The organism is Martinezella sp. CNPSo 3964, assembly GCF_057784375.1.
This window is the reverse complement of sequence record NZ_JBXSOW010000002.1, coordinates 437,969-456,632: the sequence shown is the minus strand read 5'-3', so window position 1 is coordinate 456,632 and position 18,664 is coordinate 437,969. Positions and strand designations below refer to the sequence as shown.

Annotated in this window: 14 protein-coding genes; 6 read left to right on the top strand and 8 right to left on the bottom strand. The window is 60.8% G+C overall.

All coding sequences use genetic code 11. The features are described 5' to 3' along the window. The first annotated feature begins 103 nt into the window (after positions 1–103). From araD1 to araD, 3 genes are all read left to right on the top strand, one after another. Positions 104–1,102, top strand: coding sequence for an AraD1 family protein (gene araD1, locus AC13Q5_RS08805; RefSeq protein WP_488501451.1), 999 nt, complete (start codon positions 104–106; stop codon positions 1,100–1,102). 66 nt (positions 1,103–1,168) lie between these two features. Beyond that, positions 1,169–2,602 (top strand): aldehyde dehydrogenase family protein, encoded by a 1,434-nt coding sequence (locus AC13Q5_RS08800; protein WP_488501450.1) that lies wholly within the window; start codon positions 1,169–1,171, stop codon positions 2,600–2,602. Positions 2,603–2,665: 63 nt separating this feature from the next. Further along, on the top strand, positions 2,666–4,411 hold the full coding sequence (gene araD / locus AC13Q5_RS08795) for an L-arabinonate dehydratase (protein WP_075851228.1): 1,746 nt from the start codon (positions 2,666–2,668) through the stop codon (positions 4,409–4,411). A 67-nt stretch (positions 4,412–4,478) separates the two neighbouring features. Here the strand turns inward: araD and AC13Q5_RS08790 are convergent, their stop codons facing one another. Next, a complete protein-coding gene (locus AC13Q5_RS08790; RefSeq protein WP_488501449.1) occupies positions 4,479–5,228 on the bottom strand; it encodes an SDR family oxidoreductase in 750 nt (249 codons plus the stop codon). A 108-nt stretch (positions 5,229–5,336) separates the two neighbouring features. Here AC13Q5_RS08790 and AC13Q5_RS08785 point away from each other — a divergent pair, with 108 nt between their 5' ends. Next, complete coding sequence (locus AC13Q5_RS08785; RefSeq protein ID WP_488501448.1) at positions 5,337–5,969, top strand: TetR/AcrR family transcriptional regulator; 633 nt, start codon at positions 5,337–5,339, stop codon at positions 5,967–5,969. 81 nt (positions 5,970–6,050) lie between these two features. On the opposite strand, the gene AC13Q5_RS08780 is transcribed toward AC13Q5_RS08785, so the two are convergent. The 3 genes from AC13Q5_RS08780 to AC13Q5_RS08770 are packed head-to-tail and all read right to left on the bottom strand — an operon-like array spanning position 6,051 to position 9,239. Then, on the bottom strand, positions 6,051–6,869 hold the full coding sequence (locus AC13Q5_RS08780; RefSeq protein WP_075851225.1) for a transglutaminase family protein: 819 nt from the start codon (positions 6,867–6,869) through the stop codon (positions 6,051–6,053). 12 nt (positions 6,870–6,881) lie between these two features. Next, positions 6,882–7,823 carry an alpha-E domain-containing protein gene (locus tag AC13Q5_RS08775; RefSeq protein ID WP_488501447.1) on the bottom strand — a complete coding sequence of 314 codons (942 nt, stop codon included), beginning with the start codon at positions 7,821–7,823 and terminating at the stop codon, positions 6,882–6,884. A 6-nt stretch (positions 7,824–7,829) separates the two neighbouring features. Continuing rightward, on the bottom strand, positions 7,830–9,239 hold the full coding sequence (locus tag AC13Q5_RS08770) for a circularly permuted type 2 ATP-grasp protein (RefSeq protein WP_075851223.1): 1,410 nt from the start codon (positions 9,237–9,239) through the stop codon (positions 7,830–7,832). 398 nt (positions 9,240–9,637) lie between these two features. Here AC13Q5_RS08770 and AC13Q5_RS08765 point away from each other — a divergent pair, with 398 nt between their 5' ends. Beyond that, a complete protein-coding gene (locus tag AC13Q5_RS08765; RefSeq protein WP_488501446.1) occupies positions 9,638–10,531 on the top strand; it encodes a DMT family transporter in 894 nt (297 codons plus the stop codon). 53 nt (positions 10,532–10,584) lie between these two features. Here the strand turns inward: AC13Q5_RS08765 and AC13Q5_RS08760 are convergent, their stop codons facing one another. The 3 genes from AC13Q5_RS08760 to AC13Q5_RS08750 form a co-directional block, all read right to left on the bottom strand. Beyond that, positions 10,585–12,285, bottom strand: coding sequence for a DEAD/DEAH box helicase (locus AC13Q5_RS08760; protein ID WP_488501445.1), 1,701 nt, complete (start codon positions 12,283–12,285; stop codon positions 10,585–10,587). A gap of 341 nt (positions 12,286–12,626) precedes the next feature. Beyond that, the gene (locus tag AC13Q5_RS08755) at positions 12,627–12,941 is read right to left on the bottom strand and encodes a hypothetical protein (protein WP_488501444.1); all 315 of its coding nucleotides are present in this window, start codon (positions 12,939–12,941) and stop codon (positions 12,627–12,629) included. 147 nt (positions 12,942–13,088) lie between these two features. Then, positions 13,089–14,675 (bottom strand): trimethylamine methyltransferase family protein, encoded by a 1,587-nt coding sequence (locus AC13Q5_RS08750; RefSeq protein WP_488501443.1) that lies wholly within the window; start codon positions 14,673–14,675, stop codon positions 13,089–13,091. A 216-nt stretch (positions 14,676–14,891) separates the two neighbouring features. Here AC13Q5_RS08750 and AC13Q5_RS08745 point away from each other — a divergent pair, with 216 nt between their 5' ends. Then, positions 14,892–17,705: a response regulator gene (locus tag AC13Q5_RS08745; RefSeq protein ID WP_488501442.1), complete on the top strand. Its 2,814-nt coding sequence runs from the start codon at positions 14,892–14,894 to the stop codon at positions 17,703–17,705. A gap of 67 nt (positions 17,706–17,772) precedes the next feature. Here AC13Q5_RS08745 and AC13Q5_RS08740 read toward each other — a convergent pair whose 3' ends face one another. Further along, the gene (locus tag AC13Q5_RS08740; protein ID WP_075851214.1) at positions 17,773–18,600 is read right to left on the bottom strand and encodes an oxidoreductase; all 828 of its coding nucleotides are present in this window, start codon (positions 18,598–18,600) and stop codon (positions 17,773–17,775) included. Positions 18,601–18,664 lie beyond the last annotated feature (64 nt).

The following is an 18,664-nucleotide window of genomic DNA, read 5'->3' as shown; positions in this document are numbered from 1 at the left end:
AACCGAGGCTTTTAAAACCAAATCCATGACAGAGCCGGCTCTCGATGAGAGCCGGAACGGGATCCTGCATCCGATCTCTGTCTGTTAGGAAAGGATGAAAGACATGCTCATCTCGCAGATAAAGGGTTCGAACGGCGAGATCGTCGTCGCCGTCCGCAACGATCCCGGCGAAACTGCCAAGGCCGTCGTCAACGGCGGCAGCGTCTACAAGCTTGCAATGGAAGCCGCCGACAGCGGCAAGTCGCTGGCGTCGGTCATCGAGGCCCATGGTCTCGGCGAGGCGATCAATCTCGACAAAGTCTACGCCGAAGGCCGTTTCCTGCCGCCGATCACGCATCCCGACGCCGCGCATCTGCACCTGACCGGCACCGGCCTAACACATCTCGGCTCGGCTGCAACGCGCGATTCCATGCACAAGAAGACGACGGAAGCCGCCGAAGAGACGCTGACCGACTCCATGAAGATGTTCAAGATGGGCATCGAGGGCGGCAAGCCGAAGGCGGGCGAAAAGGGCGTGCAGCCCGAGTGGTTCTACAAGGGCAATGGCTATGGCGCTGCGGCTCCGGGTGCCGCGCTGGTGTCGCCTTCCTTCGCGCTCGATGGCGGCGAAGAGCCTGAAATGGCCGGCATCTACGTCATCGCCAAGGATGGCACGCCATTCCGCATCGGCTTTGCCCTGTCGAACGAATTTTCCGATCACGTCACCGAGCGGATCAACTATCTCTACCTCGCCCATTCCAAGCTGCGCCCGGCGAGCTTCGGTCCGGAAATCCGCGTCGGCGTAGCGCCGGAGGATATTCGCGGCACGTCCCGTATCAAGCGCGGCGACAAGGTGATCTTCGAAAAGCCGTTCCTGTCGGGCGAGGCGAACATGTCGCACACCTTCGCGAACCTTGAATACCACCACTTCAAGTACGGCATCTTCCGCGTTCCCGGCGATGTGCATGTGCACATGTTCGGTACCGCGACGCTTTCGTTTGCCGAAGGCATCAAGCCGGAAGTCGGCGATGTCTTCGAAATCGAGGTTGGCGAATTCGGCCTGCCGCTGCGCAATCCGCTGGCAGTCGATGCCGAGGAGGACGTGGCTGTTCGCCAGCTGTAATTTGTCGAGCCCGGCCGCTAGGGATCGGCCGGGCAGTTTCAATACGATCCAGGAAGGCATGACGCCATGAGCATTCATCAGAACTTGATCGCCGGGGAGTGGACTGGGACGACGGGGAGCGAGAACATCAATCCGTCGGATACGAACGAGGTCGTCGGTCTTTATGCGAGCGCGAGCACGCAGGATGTTGCCGATGCGATTGCAGCTGCCAAGGCCGCCTTTCCGGCCTGGTCGCGCTCCGGTATTCTCGAGCGTCACACGATCCTGAAGAAAGCTGGCGAAGAGATCCTGGCCCGCAAGGACGAACTTGGCGCGCTGCTGGCTCGCGAAGAGGGCAAGACCCTGCCAGAGGCGATCGGCGAGACCATCCGCGCCGCGCAGATCTTCGAATTCTTCGCCGGCGAGGCGCTGCGCCTGGCGGGTGAGGTATTGCCGTCCGTGCGTCCGAACATCGGTGTCGAGATCACCCGTGAGCCGCTCGGCGTCATCGGTGTCATCACGCCCTGGAACTTTCCGATCGCCATTCCGGCCTGGAAGATCGCGCCGGCGCTCTGCTACGGCAACACCGTCGTCTTCAAGCCGGCCGATCTCGTGCCCGGCTGCTCCTGGGCGATCGTCGATATCCTCAATCGCGCCGGCCTGCCGAAGGGCGTCCTGAACCTCGTCATGGGCAAGGGTTCGGTCGTCGGCCAGGCGATGCTCGATAGCCCGGTTCTCTCGGGCATCACCTTTACCGGCTCGGTCGGCACGGGCAAGCGCGTGGCGCTGTCTTCGGTCGAGCATGGCCGCAAGTACCAGCTGGAAATGGGCGGCAAGAACCCGATGGTCGTGCTTGACGACGCCGACCTGACGGTTGCCGTCGAAGCGGCTGCCAACTCCGCCTTCTTCTCGACCGGCCAGCGCTGCACGGCCTCGTCGCGCCTGATCGTCACCGAGGGCATTCACGACCGGTTCGTGGCGGCGCTGACGGAGAAGCTGAAGACACTCAACGTCGACAACGCCATGAAGTCTGGCACGCATATCGGCCCGGTCGTCGATGCCAAGCAGCTGAAGACGGATACCGACTATATCGAGATCGGCCGGCAGGAAGGCGCCAAGCTTGCCTTCGGTGGCGAGCTCGTCAACCGCGACACGCCCGGCTTCTACCTGCAGCCGACGCTGTTCACCGAGGCGACGAACCAGATGCGCATCAGCCGCGAAGAGATCTTCGGGCCGGTTGCCTCGGTCATCCGGGTCAAGGATTACGAGGAAGCCTTGGCCGTCGCCAACGACACGCCGTTCGGGCTTTCCTCTGGCATTGCGACGACGAGCCTGAAGCATGCGACGCATTTCAAGCGCAATGCGGAAGCGGGCATGGTGATGGTCAACCTGCCGACGGCGGGTGTCGATTTCCACGTGCCGTTCGGCGGCCGCAAGGGCTCGTCCTTCGGACCGCGCGAGCAGGGCAAGTATGCCGCCGAGTTCTTCACAACCGTCAAGACCGCCTACACGCTGGCCTGACCATCGAATTCAAAGCCCGGGCGCGAACGAGGCGGCTCGGGCGACACAAAAGGTACCGAGACTATGAAAAAGAAAGCTGAATGGCCGCGCAGACTGCGCTCCTACGACTGGTTCGGCGGCACCGGCAAGAACGCGATCATGCATCGCTCCTGGATGAAGAACCAGGGCCTGCCGGCCGATACGTTCGACGGTCGTCCGATCATTGGCATCTGTAACACCTGGTCGGAGCTGACGCCCTGCAACGCGCATCTGCGCGACCTTGCAGAGCGCGTAAAGCGCGGCGTTTACGAAGCGGGCGGCTTTCCTGTCGAATTCCCGGTTTTCTCCGTTGGCGAAAGCACGCTGCGTCCGACGGCGATGATGTTCCGCAACCTGGCGGCCATGGACGTCGAAGAAGCGATCCGCGGCAATCCGGTCGATGGCGTCGTGCTGCTCGGCGGCTGTGACAAGACCACGCCGAGCCTGCTGATGGGTGCGGCTTCCGTCGACATTCCGGTCATCCTCGTTTCCGGTGGTCCGATGCTGAACGGCAAGTGGCGCGGCAAGGATGTCGGCTCCGGCACGGCGATCTGGCAGTTTTCGGAAATGGTCAAGTCCGGCGAGATGTCGCTGGATGAATTCATGGATGCGGAGCAGGGCATGGCCCGCTCGGCCGGCAGCTGTATGACCATGGGTACGGCCTCGACCATGGCGTCTATGGCCGAAGCGCTTGGCATGACCTTGCCCGGCAACGCCGCTATCCCGGCCGTCGATGCACGCCGCCGCGTCATCTCGCAGCTTTCTGGCCGTCGCATCGTCGACATGGTCAAGGAAGATCTGAAACCATCAGACATCCTGACCAAGGAAGCCTTTGAAAACGCGATCCGCGTCAACGGCGCCGTCGGGGGTTCCACCAATGCCGTTCTGCACCTCTTGGCACTTGCCGGCCGCATCGGCGTCGATCTGTCGCTGGATGATTGGGATCGCCTCGGCCGCGAAGTGCCGACGATCGTCAACCTGCAGCCGTCGGGCAAGCATCTGATGGAAGAGTTCTACTATGCCGGCGGTCTGCCCGTCGTCATCAAGGCGGTCGGCGAGATGGGCCTCTTGCACAAGGACGCCATCACCGTCACCGGCGACACGATCTGGGCTGGGGTCAAGGATGTCGTCAACTACAATGACGACGTGATCGTGCCTCGTGAGAAGGCGCTGACCCAGTCGGGCGGCATCGCCGTTCTGCGCGGCAATCTCGCGCCGAAGGGCGCTGTCCTGAAGCCGTCGGCCGCTTCGCCGCATCTGATGCAGCACAAGGGCCGTGCCGTTGTCTTCGAAAGCATCGAAGACTACCACGCTCGTATCAACCGCGACGATCTCGACATCGACGAAAACTGCGTCATGGTGCTGAAGTATTGCGGCCCGAAGGGTTATCCGGGCATGGCCGAAGTCGGCAACATGGGCTTGCCGCCGAAGGTGCTGAAGAAGGGCATCACCGACATGATCCGCATTTCGGATGCGCGCATGTCCGGCACGGCCTACGGCACCGTCATCCTGCACACCGCGCCGGAAGCTGCCGATGGCGGCCCGCTGGCGCTGGTTCAGAATGGCGACATCATCGCCGTCGACGTTCCCGCCCGCACCATCCAGCTCGAAGTGTCGGACGAGGAACTGGCAAAGCGTCGCGCCGCCTGGGTTTCCCCGGTCAAGCCGCTCAACGGCGGTTACGGCGGTCTCTATGTGAAGTCGGTCATGCAGGCCGACACCGGCGCCGACCTCGACTTCCTCGTCGGCCCGCGCGGCTCGGAAATTCCGAACAACCGCGACAGCCACTAGGCCTTGAACTGGTAAATTCGTTACGCATAATTAATCCCGGCACTCACAAGGAGTGCCGGGATCGCTATTATACTTGAGCCCAGCCGCCATCGACGCACAGTTCGCTGCCCGTCACGTAAGACGAGTCATCGGAGGCGAGAAACAGGACGGCTTTCGCGATCTCGTCGACTGTGCCACTGCGGTGCATCGGAATTTGGGCGTGCACCTGGGTCTTCGTCTGCTCGATCATCTCCTCGCTCACTCCTGCTTTCCGCGCTTGATCGGTATCGATATAGCCAGGTGCCACGGCATTCACGCGGATACCCTTTCCGGTCAGTTCGACGGTGAGCGACCGTGCCAACGAGCGGATGGCGGCTTTCCCGGCCGAATAGACGCTGACATACGGACGACCCTGCGTGCTCAGGGTTGATGTGTTCAGGATTATCGAGCCGCCGGAGGTCATGAGCGGCAGAAGCTTCTGCACCGTAAAATAAGTCCCTTTGAACGTGTTAACGACCGTGAAATCGAATTCCTCCTCCGACATGTATTCAAACATGTTTGGTCGTGCGCCGCCGGCATTCGCAAAGACGATATCGACCCGACCATGCTTGTTCTCGACATAGTCGCGAAGTGCTTCGATATCCGACATCCTGGAAATATCGCTGCGGATCGCGTCGGCACCATGCCCGATGCTTTGTGCCGCGGCATCGAGCGTCACCTGATCGCGGCCGGTAATGACGACCTTTGCGCCTTCGCGTGCAAATAGCTTGGCGGTCGCCAGCCCTATTCCTGAATTGCCGCCGGTGATAACAGCGATCTTATCGTCCAATTTACCCATATTCGTCTCCAATACGTCTCTGAATGCGCCCGACGTAAACCGCACTATTGCTGGAGTAGCGGGGCCGGAAGTTATATATGAAGCATCATTCAGGTTTTGGATTCGCTTATGGAAAACGGCCTCCGACCACTGCTAAACCCCCGGAAATCCCCGCGTCAGGGCCGCTCCATCGCAACCGTGGACGCGATTTTCGAAGCAACCATTCAGGTTTTGTTGAGTGATGGTCTAATTCGTTTCAACACCACGCGTGTGGCACGTCGTGCGGGCGTTTCGGTAGGGACGCTCTATCAGTATTTCCCCAATAAGCAGGCTTTGCTTTTTGCCGTGCTGGAGCGGCATCTTGTGATGCTTGCCGAAGCGATAGAAAAGGCGTGTGACGAAACTCGTCATGCTACCGTCGAGACGATAGCTGAAGCCATGGTAAAAGCTTACCTCCAGGTGCAAATAGCGCGGGCCGAGGTTTCTCCGGCGCTCTACCGTATCGGTTTGGAACTCGATGCTCGAAAGCTAATTGAGTCGGCGATCCAGCGCAGTACAGGGGCTATCGAGGCAACCCTGTCCGGTGCCGTTGATGGCCGCTTTGCCGATGCGGGTTTGATTGCACAAACACTGATCGCAACCCTTTATGGAACCGTTCCGGCCTTTTGCCATAAAGTCTTGAGCCCTGGTGATGGCATCGAAGCGGAAAGGCAACTGACCATCATGTTTCGTTCCTACCTTGTCGCGCACAGGGTAGAATAGAGAAAATCAACTGTAGTTCCGGCGTCGGGATGCCTGGCTAACGATAGAGACGTCCGGCTTTTCTTCCCGGAGATGCCGGTATCAGCTCTGGCTCTGACTCTGCCCCTGGCTCGCGACCGTCACCTTGACGATAAGGGTCTCACCCGGCGTGCCGACGCGCATGCCGGAAACCGGCGCCGCGTCGCGATAGCAGAGGCCGGTCGCGATGCGGACATAGCGAGCATCGGGGCAGACGTCGTTCGCCGGATCGAAACCGACCCAGCCGAGGCCGGGAATATGTGCTTCCGCCCAGGCATGCGTGGCTGCCTGCTCGTTCTTGCCTTCCATCATCAGATAGCCGGAGACATAGCGGGCCGGGATCTGCAATGCCCGGGCGCCGGCGAGGAAGATATGAGCGTGATCCTGGCAGACGCCGCTCTTTGCCTCCAGTGCCTGTTCCGCCGTCGTCTCGGTGTCGCTGGTGCCCGGCTTGTATTCCACGGTTTCGTGGATCGCCTTCATCAGCGCATGCATCTTGCCGAGCTCATTGTCGCCGGAAACGCTGCGCAGCAGTTCCTTCGTCAGCTTTCCTGCCTTCGTGCGCGGCGATTCCCGCAGGAAAAGCCAGAGCGGGCTAAAGCTTTGATGTAGCCCGATAACGCCGTTGAGATCCTGCGTCTCGATTTCGCCTGTCGCGATGATCTTCGTTGCGTCCTGCTGTCCATCGAGAGAAACGAGCGTGGTGCGGTTGCCGAACTGGTCGTCATACTCCACTTCCGGCTTGGCGCCTTCGACCGTCAGCTTCCAATCGATGACCGTCTGTCCGACGCCGGTCAGCGGCGTCAAGTGCAGCCGCTGCAGCGAGAATTGGGCCGGCTCGTCGTAGCGATATTCCGTGATATGGTTGATCGTCAATCTCATGATATCGCCCGCCTACTCGTAGAACCGATAGCCGTCGGAAATCTCGGCGCCCAGCTTGTTGTTGCGGGCAACGAAATCTTCGAGGAACTCATGCAGGCCCTGATCCATGATGCGCTTGATCGTCAGCTTCTGCAGCGACTGGCGGATGGCCTCGGCGGTATCGTGCGCCGGCAGCTGCTTTTTGTATTCGGCGCTGAGGTAACCCAGATTGCTGACAATCTTGTCGTAGCAATAGGCGAGCGAACGCGGCATCTGGCCGTTCAGGATCAGGAAGTCGGCAATATTGGCCGGCTTGTATTCGGGATCGTAGGCCCATTTATAGGCCCGATGGGCCGAGACCGATCGCAGGATCGATTCCCATTGCGCATTGTCGAGCGAGGAGCCGACATGCGAGACGGATGGCAATAGCACGTAATATTTCACGTCGAGGATGCGGGCCGTATTGTCGGCGCGCTCAATGAAGGTGCCGATGCGGGCGAAGTTATAGAGCTCGTTGCGCAGCATCGAGCCATGGAAGGCGCCGCGGATTAAGCCGGCACGCTGCTTGATGACATCGATTGTTTCGGGCAGTTCGGCCGTCTTCAGCTTCTTGCCGAGGAGCGACTTCAGCTCGATCCAGCACTCGTTGGTTGCTTCCCAAGTGTCGCGGGTCAGCGCGGTGCGCACCATGCGGGCATTGTTGCGGCCGTATTCGATGCAGGACATGACGCTCGACGGATTGGAGCGGTCGCGCATCAGATAATCGATCGCGTCGGCACCCGTCAGCTTGTTATGCACTTCGTCATAGGCTTCGCGCACGCCGGCGCTTTGCAGGACGCCATCCCAGTCGTCATCGACGGCGTCGCTGCGGGTCAGCGACATGCGCTGGCCGGCATCGACCAGGCGGGCTATGTTTTCGGCACGCTCGATGTAACGGAACATCCAGTAGAGGCCATTCGCGGTTCTTCCCAGCATGTCCGATCAGTCCTCCAGAACCCAGGTGTCTTTGGTGCCGCCGCCCTGGCTGGAATTGACCACCAGCGAGCCTTCCTTCAGCGCCACGCGGGTCAGCCCGCCGGGGATGATCCGTACCTTGTCGGAGACAAGGACATAGGGCCGCAGATCGACATGCCGAGGCGCAATGCCCTTGTTGACGAGGATCGGCACGGTCGACAGCGAAAGGGTCGGCTGCGCGATGTAGTTGTTCGGCTTGCTCTTGAGCTTCTCGGCAAAGGCCGTCCGCTCCTTCTTCGTTGCAGTCGGTCCCACGAGCATGCCGTAGCCGCCGGAGCCATGGACTTCCTTGACGACGAGATCGGCGAGGTTATCGAGCACATATTGCAGGCTGTCGGGCTCCGAACAGCGCCAGGTCGGCACGTTCTCGAGGATCGGCTTGCGGCCGGTGTAGAATTCGACGATCTCGGGCATGTAGGAATAGATCGCCTTGTCGTCGGAAATGCCGGTGCCGGGCGCGTTGGCGATGGTGATATTGCCGGCGCGGTAGACATCCATGATGCCGGGAATGCCGAGCGCGGAGTCCGGGCGGAAGGTGAGGGGATCGAGGAAATCGTCGTCGACGCGGCGATAGAGCACGTCGATCGCCTCATAGCCCCGCGTCGTACGCATCTTCACCTTGCCGTCGATGACGCGCAGATCCGAGCCTTCCACAAGCTCGACACCCATCATGTCGGCGAGGAAGGAATGCTCGTAATAGGCGGAGTTGTAGATGCCGGGCGTCAGCACGGCGACGCGTGGCTTGCCTTTGCAGCCGGGAGGGGCGAGTGACGCCAGGCTCTGGCGCAGCAACAGCGGATAATCCTCGACGCGCTGCACCTTGTTCTGGTGAAACAGCTCGGGGAACATCTGCATCATCGTTTCGCGGTTTTCCAGCATGTAGCTGACACCGGACGGTGTGCGGGCGTTATCCTCGAGTACATAGAACTGGTCTTCGCCGGTACGCACGATATCGGTGCCGACGATGTGGGTGTAGACGCCGCCGGGCGGGCGGAAGCCGATCATCTCCGGCAGGAACGCGTCGTTCTTCTCGATCAGCTCGCGCGGAATACGGCCGGCGCGAATGATTTCCTGCTTGTGATAGATGTCGTGGAGGAAGGCGTTAAGAGCAACGACCCGCTGTTCGATGCCCTGGGCCAGTTTGCGCCATTCGCGGCCGGATATGATGCGGGGGATGATGTCGAAGGGGATGAGCTTTTCGGAGGAGTCTGCGTGTCCGTAGACCGCGAAGGTAATGCCCGTTTTTCGGAAGATGGTTTCCGCATCGCGGGATTTGGCAATGAGGTGGCCTCTGTCCTGGCCTGAGTACCACTCGAAGTATTTCTCGTAAGGCGCGCGCGGACTTTCATCCGCAGTAATCATTTCATCAAATGCCAAAGGTGCGGTCCCCGTGTTTTTACCCATTTGAATACAACGGTTTTTACAATGCAAGAACTATGCGCAGTTGCCATCGCGAATTTCGCAATATCGAAAAATGCCGGATTTACAGGCATTTAAGAGTAAGGTGGCTGTTGCTTGCCGGGTCTTGTCGCAATGTTTGGATCAAAATTTGAGCATCTGCTTCTTTTGCGGACTGAACGCCTGGGTAGTGGCGGAAGTTTCTGAAACCAGGGCGGTGGTTCGCCGGACATGAAGAAAAATTGATTACTGTTTTCAGCAGATCGATTTTGACCGCTCAACCGCCATCGGCTATCAGCCTTCAGTCCCTCCGCGCGACACCCTGAGTTCGACCAGGATTCCGGCTCCGAAGCGCCAAACATATCGGTCCGATTTCCATGTCCCTCGATAAACTTGCACCGGCGATTTTCGTTTTGCTATGGTCCACCGGCTGGATCGTTGCCAAATATGCCTCGTTGCATGCAGGCCCTTTCACCTTCCTGATGATCCGCTACAGCCTGTCGGCGCTTGCTTTCGTGCTGCTCTGTTCGATCGCCGGCGCCAAATGGCCGCGCGACTGGTCGAGCGTGTTTCGGGCCGTCTATTCCGGGATCTTCCTTCATGGCATCTATCTCGCAGGCCTCTGGTGGGCGATTGCCGAGGGCGTGCCGGCCGGCATTTCCGGCATCATTGCAGCGCTGCAGCCGCTGATGACCGCCATGGCGGCGCCGCTCCTCGTCGGCGAGCGGCTGCAGCCGGTCCAGAAGCTCGGCCTGCTGCTTGGTTTCCTCGGCATTGCCATCGCGATCTCGCCGAAGCTCCTGGCGACGGATACGGCCAATCTCTGGCAATCGGCGGTGCCGCTCGTCGTCAACTTGCTGGCTATGGTCTCGGTGACTTACGGCACGCTCTACCAGAAGCGGCACCTGCAGACCGGCGACCTCAGAACCATCGCAACCTTGCAATATGTCGGCGCGTTGATTGTCACCGTGCCGCTCGCCTTCATCATCGAAGGTCTGCGTTTCGACGGCACGCAGGAGGCCATTTTCGCGATGCTCTGGTCGGTCTTCGGTCTGTCGATGGGCGCTGTCGGTCTGCTGCTCTATCTCATCCGTCGGGGGCAGGTTTCGCGCGCGGCATCGCTGATCTACCTGATGCCGCCGGCCGTCGCCATCGAGGCTGCGATCGCTTTCGGCGAGCCGCTGACGCTGCCGATCATCATCGGCACCGTCATCGTGGTCATCGGCGTCTATCTGACCAACCGGCGTACTGCGGAAGTGGTGCCGGAATAGGTTCGTATCATCTTTAAAAAGAAAGGGGGCCGTTCGGCCCCCTTTTTATTACATCAAGCACGCTCGCGGCGCTGACCGCCGTTGCCGGGGCCGCGGCGGCGCATGCGGCCGTTGCCGCCATTGCGCTGTTCACCCTGGGCGCCGCGCTCTTCGTTGTGGCGGCCTGCGGGGCGGCCATGGGAATGGCGCTGTCCGCGATGGGCACCGCCCTCATGCGAGGCGCCGTTGCCGTTGGACTGGCCGTTGTGCTGCTTGCGAGCGGGACGGAAGTCCGAGGTGGAGGCGAGATCGTTGTCGGGTTCCGGGCGCGGCGTCGGCTCGTTGCGGCGCTGGCCGCGGAAATCGGCGTTGCGATTGTTTTCGCGCTGCGGCCGGTCTTCGCGCGGGCGGCGTTCCTGGCGCTCGCCGTTCTGGCCACGGGCTTCGCCACCTTCCTTGTCGAAGAACGGACGACGGGCCGGACGTTGCGGGCGGCCTTCGCCGCGCTCCCGTCCCTGGCCGCCCTGGCCTCTGCCTTGACCGCCATTGCCCTGAGCGCCGCGGCCCTTGCCGCGAACGGGGCGACCGCGATCGGCCGGAGCCTCGCCGCTGGCAACCGCAATCTCGATGCCCATCAGGCGCTCGATGTCGCGCAGCAGGCGGATTTCATCCGGGGCACAGAAGGCGATGGCGATACCATCGCGGCCGGCGCGCGCCGTGCGGCCGATGCGGTGAACATAGGCGTCAGGAACTTCGGGCAGATCGAAATTGTAGACATGCGAAACGCCGGGAATATCGATGCCGCGGGCGGCAACGTCGGTCGCGACGAGAACGCGGACTTCACCATCACGGAAGCCCTTGAGCGCGCGTTCGCGCTGGCCCTGGCTCTTGTTGCCATGGATGGAGGCGGCGGCAAAGCCGACGTGATCCAGATGCTTCATCAGCTTCTCGGCGCCATGCTTGGTGCGCAGGAAGACGATGGCGCGGCCATCCGGATTGGCCGAAATCGTTTCCTTGAGAATCTCGGTCTTGTGGTTCTGGCCGGCTACGAAGTGGACATATTGCTCCACCTTGTCGGCCGCCTTGCCCGGAGGCGAGACTTCGACCTTGACCGGATTGGTCAGGTAGTCGGAAGCGAGATCGGCGATTGCCTTCGGCATGGTGGCCGAAAACAGCAGGGTCTGGCGCTTGGCCGGAACAAGCTTGGCGATCTTGCGGAGATCATGGATGAAGCCGAGATCGAGCATCTGATCGGCCTCGTCGAGGACGAGGTGAGTGACATGGCCGAGCGAGAGGGCACGGCGATTGATGAGGTCGAGAAGGCGGCCGGGCGTCGCGACGAGGATGTCGGTGCCGCGCTCGAGCTGAAGCTGCTGCTTGTTGATCGACGCGCCGCCGACGACGAGGTTGATCCGCAGCGGCGACTTGCGCACGAAGAGGCGGAGGTTATCGGCGATCTGGTTCACCAGTTCGCGGGTCGGGGCGAGGATCAGCGTGCGGACGGTGCGGTTGTCGGGGCGCTTGGCCTCCTTCAGCAGCATTTCGATGATGGGCAGGCCGAAAGCGGCCGTCTTGCCGGTGCCGGTCTGGGCGAGGCCGATGAGATCGCGGCCCTCAAGAACGAGCGGGATCGCCTGCGCCTGGATCGGCGTCGGCGTAGCGAAGTTGTTCTGCGACAGCGTATCGACGATCTGCTTGGAGAGACCAAGCGAGTGAAAATCGGTCAATTCAATACCTTTCGGGGGCGCCAAAGCAAATAGGCCGGGTCGCACCATGCGGTCCGGTCTGTCTCTGGCGTCAAGAACCCCGCGTGAAGTGGGAACTTGTAAGTTGGAAATAGCTTTCCAGCGCATCCGGCCGCAGCGCATTGGCGCGGCCTCATTCATAAAGCGCTTTTGTCCTTCTCTTGCGTACAGACTGTCCCGCAGGGCACGCTCACGCGGCGGCCGGAAGGTGAAAGCTGGAGCGCATTTGGTCTTAAATGCCGCCAATGTCAAGGGGTGTGGGCGAAAGCTTTTCAACAGACAGACGAAAATGCCGCCGGAAGTCCGGCGGCATCGAAGATCGGAGGCGACTGATGGGGAACTTCGTTGGCACCTTGCGGCGCCATCAGGCTTTAACGGCAAACCTCGACGCGATAGGGCCGGCCCCAGCCGTCGTGGCGCCATGCCCAGTAGCAGCTGGGGTAGGGGCGCACATAGACCCGCTCGTAGACCGGACCGTCATAGTAGGCCGGATAGGCCGGATAATAAGCCGGGTAGGCCGGCCGGGCGGCCCCGGCCACCAAGGCGCCGCCGACGACACCCGCGGCGAGACCGCCGAAGAAGGCGCCACGATCGGAGGCGCTGGCAGTGGTGGTGGTTACCGTGGCGGCGCTGCCAAGCGTCAGCGCGATCAAACTGGCCGTCGTTAATGTGCGAAGCACAGACATTGACATCCCTTTCCCAAAAAACACGGGGCTCCCAGCCGAAGCCGAGTTGGACGTTGCGTGCGAAAGGGGGCGAAGTCGCGGCCAAAAAATGGGTCGCGACATTAAATTTCGTTCATGATTTGAGGCGTAAAAGCTCTTTGTTTTCAACTAGAAATCGGTGGGAACGCCACCCTCTGCCTTGCGTCTGGCGACAAAGGCGTCGAGCTCTTCCTCGATTGCCGGATCGAGCGGGGGGCGTTCATAACGCGCCAGCGTTTCCTTATAGACGCGGTTGGCGTGATCGTAAGTTGTAGGCCGGCCGGCTTCCGCCCAGGTTTCGTTGTTTCGCCAGTCCGACAGGATCGGCGAATAGAAGGCGGTTTCGTAGCGGGCGAGCGTGTGCGCCGTGCCGAAATAATGGCCGCCGGGACCGACATCGCGCACGGCATCCAGCGCCAGAGCATCGGCGCTGACATCGAGCGGCGTCAGGAATTCGGCGACCATCTGCAGCATGTCGACATCGAGGATGAATTTCTCGAAAGAGGCGGTAAGCCCGCCCTCGCTCCAGCCGGCTGCATGCAGGACGAAATTGCCGCCGCCCTGGGTCAGCGCCCACAGCGACAGCGCCGATTCGTAGGCTGCCTGGGCATCGAGCGTATTCGAAGCATTCGTGTTGGAGGTGCGGTAGGGGATGCCGTAGCGGCGGGCGAGCTGGCCGCCTGATATCACCGCCTTCATATATTCCGGCGTGCCGAAGGCGGGCGCGCCCGTCTTCATGTCGACGTTCGAGGTAAAGCCGCCATACATGACCGGCGTCCCCTTGCGCACCATCTGTGTGAAGGCGATGCCGCAGAGCGCCTCGGCATTCTGCTGCACCAGCGCGCCGGCGATCGTCACCGGTGCCATGGCGCCTGCCAGCGTGAATGGCGTGACCACCACGACCTGGCCGCGCGACGACATTTCGATGATGCCCTGCAGCATCGGCCCGTCGAGGCGCAGCGGCGAGGAGGAATTGATGATGGTGAAGAGCGAGGGTTCGCGTTCCATCTGCTCCATGCTGATGCCGCGGCCGATGCGAGCGATCTCGATCGCGTCGAGATTGCGCTGCTTGCCGAGCGAATAGCAGTGGAAGGCCTTGTCGGTAAGCTTCACGATATCGGAGAGGCAGTCGAGATGGCGCACCGAGGCATGGATATCGATGGGTTCGACCGGATAGCCGCCGGTCATGTGGATGACGTCGAAGGATTGGGCGAGCTTGATGAGCTTGCGGAAATCCTCCTGATTGCCAGCTCTCCTGCCGCCTTCGCGGTCGGCGACAAATGGGGCGGAGGCAACCTGCGCGAAAACGAGATTGCGGCCACCGATTTCAACATTTCTCAGCGGATTGCGGGCATGCAGGGTGAAGTTCGATGGGACGGAAGCGATGAGCTCCATGATCATATTGCGGTCGAAACGTACGCGTTCCGTGCCTGACGTGACATCGGCGCCGGCAGCCTTCATGCGCTCGCGCGCTTCCGGCAGGATGATATCCATGCCGATTTCTTCGAGGATCGTCAGCGAGGCGTTGTGAATGTCGTCGAGCGCTTCGGGCGACAGGAGTTCGGTGCGCGCGAGATTGTTGACAAGATTGAGATATTTCGTGCCACTCGGTTTGCGGCTGCGTTCGGCTCCGCGCCCTCCGGCCCGCCGCCGCCGTTCGCCCGTCGCCGTTGCGATCTGGGCTTCGTTCAAGGTCAGGCTTTCTTCGTCGCTCATGGCGCTCGCTCCCAATGATCCGTTGACGGATTCTTGGCAGAGTTTCCCCCGGCGTGCCGCCGTCGTTTGCGACCAAGGCATGACCGTTATAGGATAGCGCGTGGTCTGAACGCGACGTCGGCGCGACGGTTAAACATGGTTAAGGCTTTGTTAAAGCCAATCATGCTAGAGCGTCGTTTCATGAACTATCATGCGCGGTGAAAAGAGAGGCTCCGTTTGACCTTGGACGGTGAACTGCTTGACATAGCGTGCCGCCGGATCGCCCATCTGGACAGGCCCGCCTACATCAAGAACAGCGAGCTTCGTTACGTCGCGGTCAACGATGCCTATGCGCGGTTTTTCGGGCACGACGTTTCCGATTTCATTGGCAATCGCAGCCATGATCTTCTCGATGCCGGCGAAAGCGCCGACAGAGAAGACAGGGAGCGCCGAGCTCTGGTCTTCGGCTCTGAAGAGGTGGCGCTGTGCTTTGATGGATCGGGTCGTCAGCGCTCGCGAATCCAGATCGAGAGTTTCTCCCCTTCGGAAGACCGCGTCTACATTTTCGGCGTGTTTCTTGAAGCGCCCGCCAAGACGCTGCATCACGACCTTGACAATATTCTTCGCTCGATGCCGATCGGCGTCCTGATCCATGACAGCAATTATATCGTGGAATACGTCAATGACGCCTTCTACGATATCTGGGAATTCTCGAAGGAGGATCGCTTCGAAGGCCGTCCCTATCGGGACCTCATCGCAAAGCACTACGAACTGGCGCGTTTCGGCTTCGACGGCCGCAGCATCGACGACATCTATCAGGCACGTCTGGCGGCATTGCGCAAGGCGGGCGAGCATCTGCAGACGGAGATGAATTTTGCCGACGGCAAGTCGGTCATCATCGATGCCCGCCGCATTTCCAACGGCCGGACGCTCATGTCCTATACGGATATTTCCTCCGTCAAGCGGCAATTCCAGGAGATCACTGAGACACGGCTGGCGCTGGAGCGCCTCGGCGAGCTTATGGCCGATGCCATGCAGGCCATGTCCCAAGGGCTGCTGATCGTCCAGGACGGTACGATCATGCTGGCCAACGATCGGCTGAAGGACATGCTGAAGCTGCCGGCAGAGCTTCTCGAGGTCGGCAAAGGCTGGTCTGCGGCCTTCGACTATTGTGCGGAGCGCGGCGACTTTGGCGATGACGCCGAGGCTGTGCGGACATCTTGGGGGGAAAGCATTGCTGTCGGCAAGCCGATCTCCTGCGTGTTCCAGATCACAGGCGGGCGCTGGATGCAGCTCGGCGCCGCAATCGGCGAGCATCGCCGCTGGACGGTGGTGCTGACCGATGTCACCGAAATGAAGGAGCGCGAGGCGGATTTGCAGCTGCTCCTGGCGCGCAGCAATGCCGCGGATCGGGCGAAATCGGAGTTCCTGACCCATATGAGCCATGAAATCCGCACGCCGATGAATGGCGTCCTTGGCATGGCGGAACTGCTCGGCAAGACGGATCTCGATGCGCGGCAGAAGACCTTCGTCGATATCATCGTCAAATCGGGCAATGCGCTGCTGACCATCATCAACGATATTCTCGATTTTTCCCGCATCGATACCGGCGAAATGCATCTGCGCAAGATGGCATTCGATCCTGCCGAGGCCGTCGAGGACATTGCGACGTTGTTGGCCGCGGCCGCATCGGAAAAGAATGTCGAGCTGATGGTGCGCATCGCTCCCGGCATGCCGGCGGCGATGCTCGGCGATGCCGGCCGTTTTCGACAAATCGTGACCAATCTCGTCGGCAATGCGATCAAGTTCACCGAGCGCGGTCATGTGCTGGTGGAGCTGGACAGCCAGCCGGCGCCGGGCGACACCGTATTGCTTGTCCTCCGTGTCGAAGATACGGGCATCGGCATTCCCGACGAAAAGCTCGATACGATCTTCGACAAGTTCTCGCTGGCGGATTCATCCTTTGCGCGCCGGCTTGAGGGATCGGGCCTGGGGCTCGCCATCACGGCCGGTCTTGTCGATCTTTTCGGGGGCTCTCTGTCGGTGGAGAGCGAATGGGGCAGAGGATCGGTTTTCACGGTCCATCTGCCGATGCCGCTGGTTGTCGCACGCGGCAAAGTCGCGGAGCTGCCGGCCAATGTGAGGGATGCCAGAGTCCTGATCGTGGAAGACGACGCGATCCATCGGGGCATCTTGACCGAACAGTTGACGCAATGGGGTTTCGACGGGCATGTCGCCGAGGACGGCAAGACTGCGCTCGCCATTCTGGATGCTGCCTTCGATATGGGCATATCGGTCGATGCGATGATCGTCGATTACAGTATGCCCGGTATGAATGGCTATCAGGTCGCAAGCGCCGTGCGTGCCGATCCGCGTTTCTGCGCGCTGCCGATCGTGTTCCTGACATCGATGGGCGCCGCCGGTTGCGATAGGGAGTTCGCCGCCGTCAATGGCCAGGCACATCTGATGAAGCCCGTGCGCGCCAATGTGTTGCGCGGCACGATTATCGATGTCGTGCGCGCATCGCGACGGAAGAAACTGGGGGAGCGATCGGCTCCCGTTGAACGTCGGCTCCCGATAGAGGCAGAAGCCGCAGCCGCGATCGAAGCCACCGATCAGATAACGTCGGCCAAACCCGGCAACGCCATCGACGTCCTTGTTGCCGAGGACAATGAAGTGAACCAGATCGTCTTCACGCAGATCCTGCAGCCGACCGGGCTGCGGTTCCTCGTCGTGGAGAACGGCCAGGCGGCCGTGGACGCATGGCGCCAGTTGCGGCCGTCGCTGATCCTCATGGATGTGTCCATGCCGGTCATGAACGGTCATCAGGCGACCCGCATGATCCGGCAGTTTGAGACCCAGGCCGGGCATGGATGGCATGTACCCATCGTCGGGGTCACGGCGCAGGCGCTGGATGTCGATCGCATCGCATGCATGCAGTCAGGCATGGATGATTGCATGTCCAAGCCGATCAGCCCCGAACTTCTCGAAACGAAGATCCAGCGCTATCTGGGCGATACCGCCTTCCAGGCTGATCGCTCCAAGAACTAGAGTTCAAGTCGATAGACAGGACGCAAGGCTGGACGACAGCTTCCCGCCATTGCGAAGGCCGGCACTTTCAGCCGTCGGTCGAAGTGGTAACGGACTCCCATGCTTCGATCTCCTGTTTGAGGCGCTCGATCCTCTCGGACACAAGTGCAAGGGCATCGCTGCCGAGCAGGAGTTGCGGCGGAGGAGCGTCGGATTCGATCAATTTCAGAACGGCTGCCGCGAGCTTGTCAGGATCGCCGAGTTGCCTGCCGCTCTTGGACTGTCGTGCCTGCCGGATCGGATCGAACAAGGTGTCATAATCCGCGATTGATCGCTCAGTCCGGATCATCGATCGTCCGGCCCAATCGGTCCGGAAGGAGCCGGGGCAAAGGGCGGTCACTCGGACGCCGAATGGCGCCATCTCAGCACGCATGACTTCCGAGATGCCCTGGAGGGCAAACTTGCTTCCGCAATAATAGGCGATGCCGGGCATGGTGATCATGCCGCCCATCGAGGTGACGTTGACGATGAAGCCGCGACGTCTTTCACGAAACCTCGGCAGGAAGGCTTTGGCGACCGCAACTGCGCCGAAGACATTCACGTCGAACTGCCGCCGCATTTCCTCAAGGGGCGACTCTTCGAGGATTCCCTCGTGACCGTAGCCGGCATTGTTGATCAGTACGTCAACCGGCCCGTGATCTTCTTCGACCTTACGAACCACGTCGGCCATCCGGTCGAATTCGGTTACGTCGCAACGGACGGACCGAGCCGCCGGCAAGCGTTCTGCAAAGGCTGCTCGCGAATCTTCGGAGCGGACGGTACCGATGACCCTATGGCCCTGGCGGCTCGCAGCGGCCGCAATCGCGAAGCCAAAGCCTGAATTCGCCCCGGTGATGAAGAAGGTCTTCTGTGACATGATTGGTATTCTCTTCTTGATTGATCGATGCCATGACTAATAATCTTCAAAGACGCCAGTAACG

Bases quoted from the DNA above. Each gene is read 5' to 3' on its own strand.
- araD1 (WP_488501451.1), top strand. From the start codon at position 104: ATGCTCATCTCGCAGATAAAGGGTTCGAACGGCGAGATCGTCGTCGCC.
- AC13Q5_RS08800 (WP_488501450.1), top strand. From the start codon at position 1,169: ATGAGCATTCATCAGAACTTGATCGCCGGGGAGTGGACTGGGACGACG.
- araD (WP_075851228.1), top strand. From the start codon at position 2,666: ATGAAAAAGAAAGCTGAATGGCCGCGCAGACTGCGCTCCTACGACTGG.
- AC13Q5_RS08790 (WP_488501449.1), bottom strand. From the start codon at position 5,228: ATGGGTAAATTGGACGATAAGATCGCTGTTATCACCGGCGGCAATTCA.
- AC13Q5_RS08785 (WP_488501448.1), top strand. From the start codon at position 5,337: ATGGAAAACGGCCTCCGACCACTGCTAAACCCCCGGAAATCCCCGCGT.
- AC13Q5_RS08780 (WP_075851225.1), bottom strand. From the start codon at position 6,869: ATGAGATTGACGATCAACCATATCACGGAATATCGCTACGACGAGCCG.
- AC13Q5_RS08775 (WP_488501447.1), bottom strand. From the start codon at position 7,823: ATGCTGGGAAGAACCGCGAATGGCCTCTACTGGATGTTCCGTTACATC.
- AC13Q5_RS08765 (WP_488501446.1), top strand. From the start codon at position 9,638: ATGTCCCTCGATAAACTTGCACCGGCGATTTTCGTTTTGCTATGGTCC.
- AC13Q5_RS08760 (WP_488501445.1), bottom strand. From the start codon at position 12,285: ATGGTGCGACCCGGCCTATTTGCTTTGGCGCCCCCGAAAGGTATTGAA.
- AC13Q5_RS08755 (WP_488501444.1), bottom strand. From the start codon at position 12,941: ATGTCTGTGCTTCGCACATTAACGACGGCCAGTTTGATCGCGCTGACG.
- AC13Q5_RS08750 (WP_488501443.1), bottom strand. From the start codon at position 14,675: ATGAGCGACGAAGAAAGCCTGACCTTGAACGAAGCCCAGATCGCAACG.
- AC13Q5_RS08740 (WP_075851214.1), bottom strand. From the start codon at position 18,600: ATGTCACAGAAGACCTTCTTCATCACCGGGGCGAATTCAGGCTTTGGC.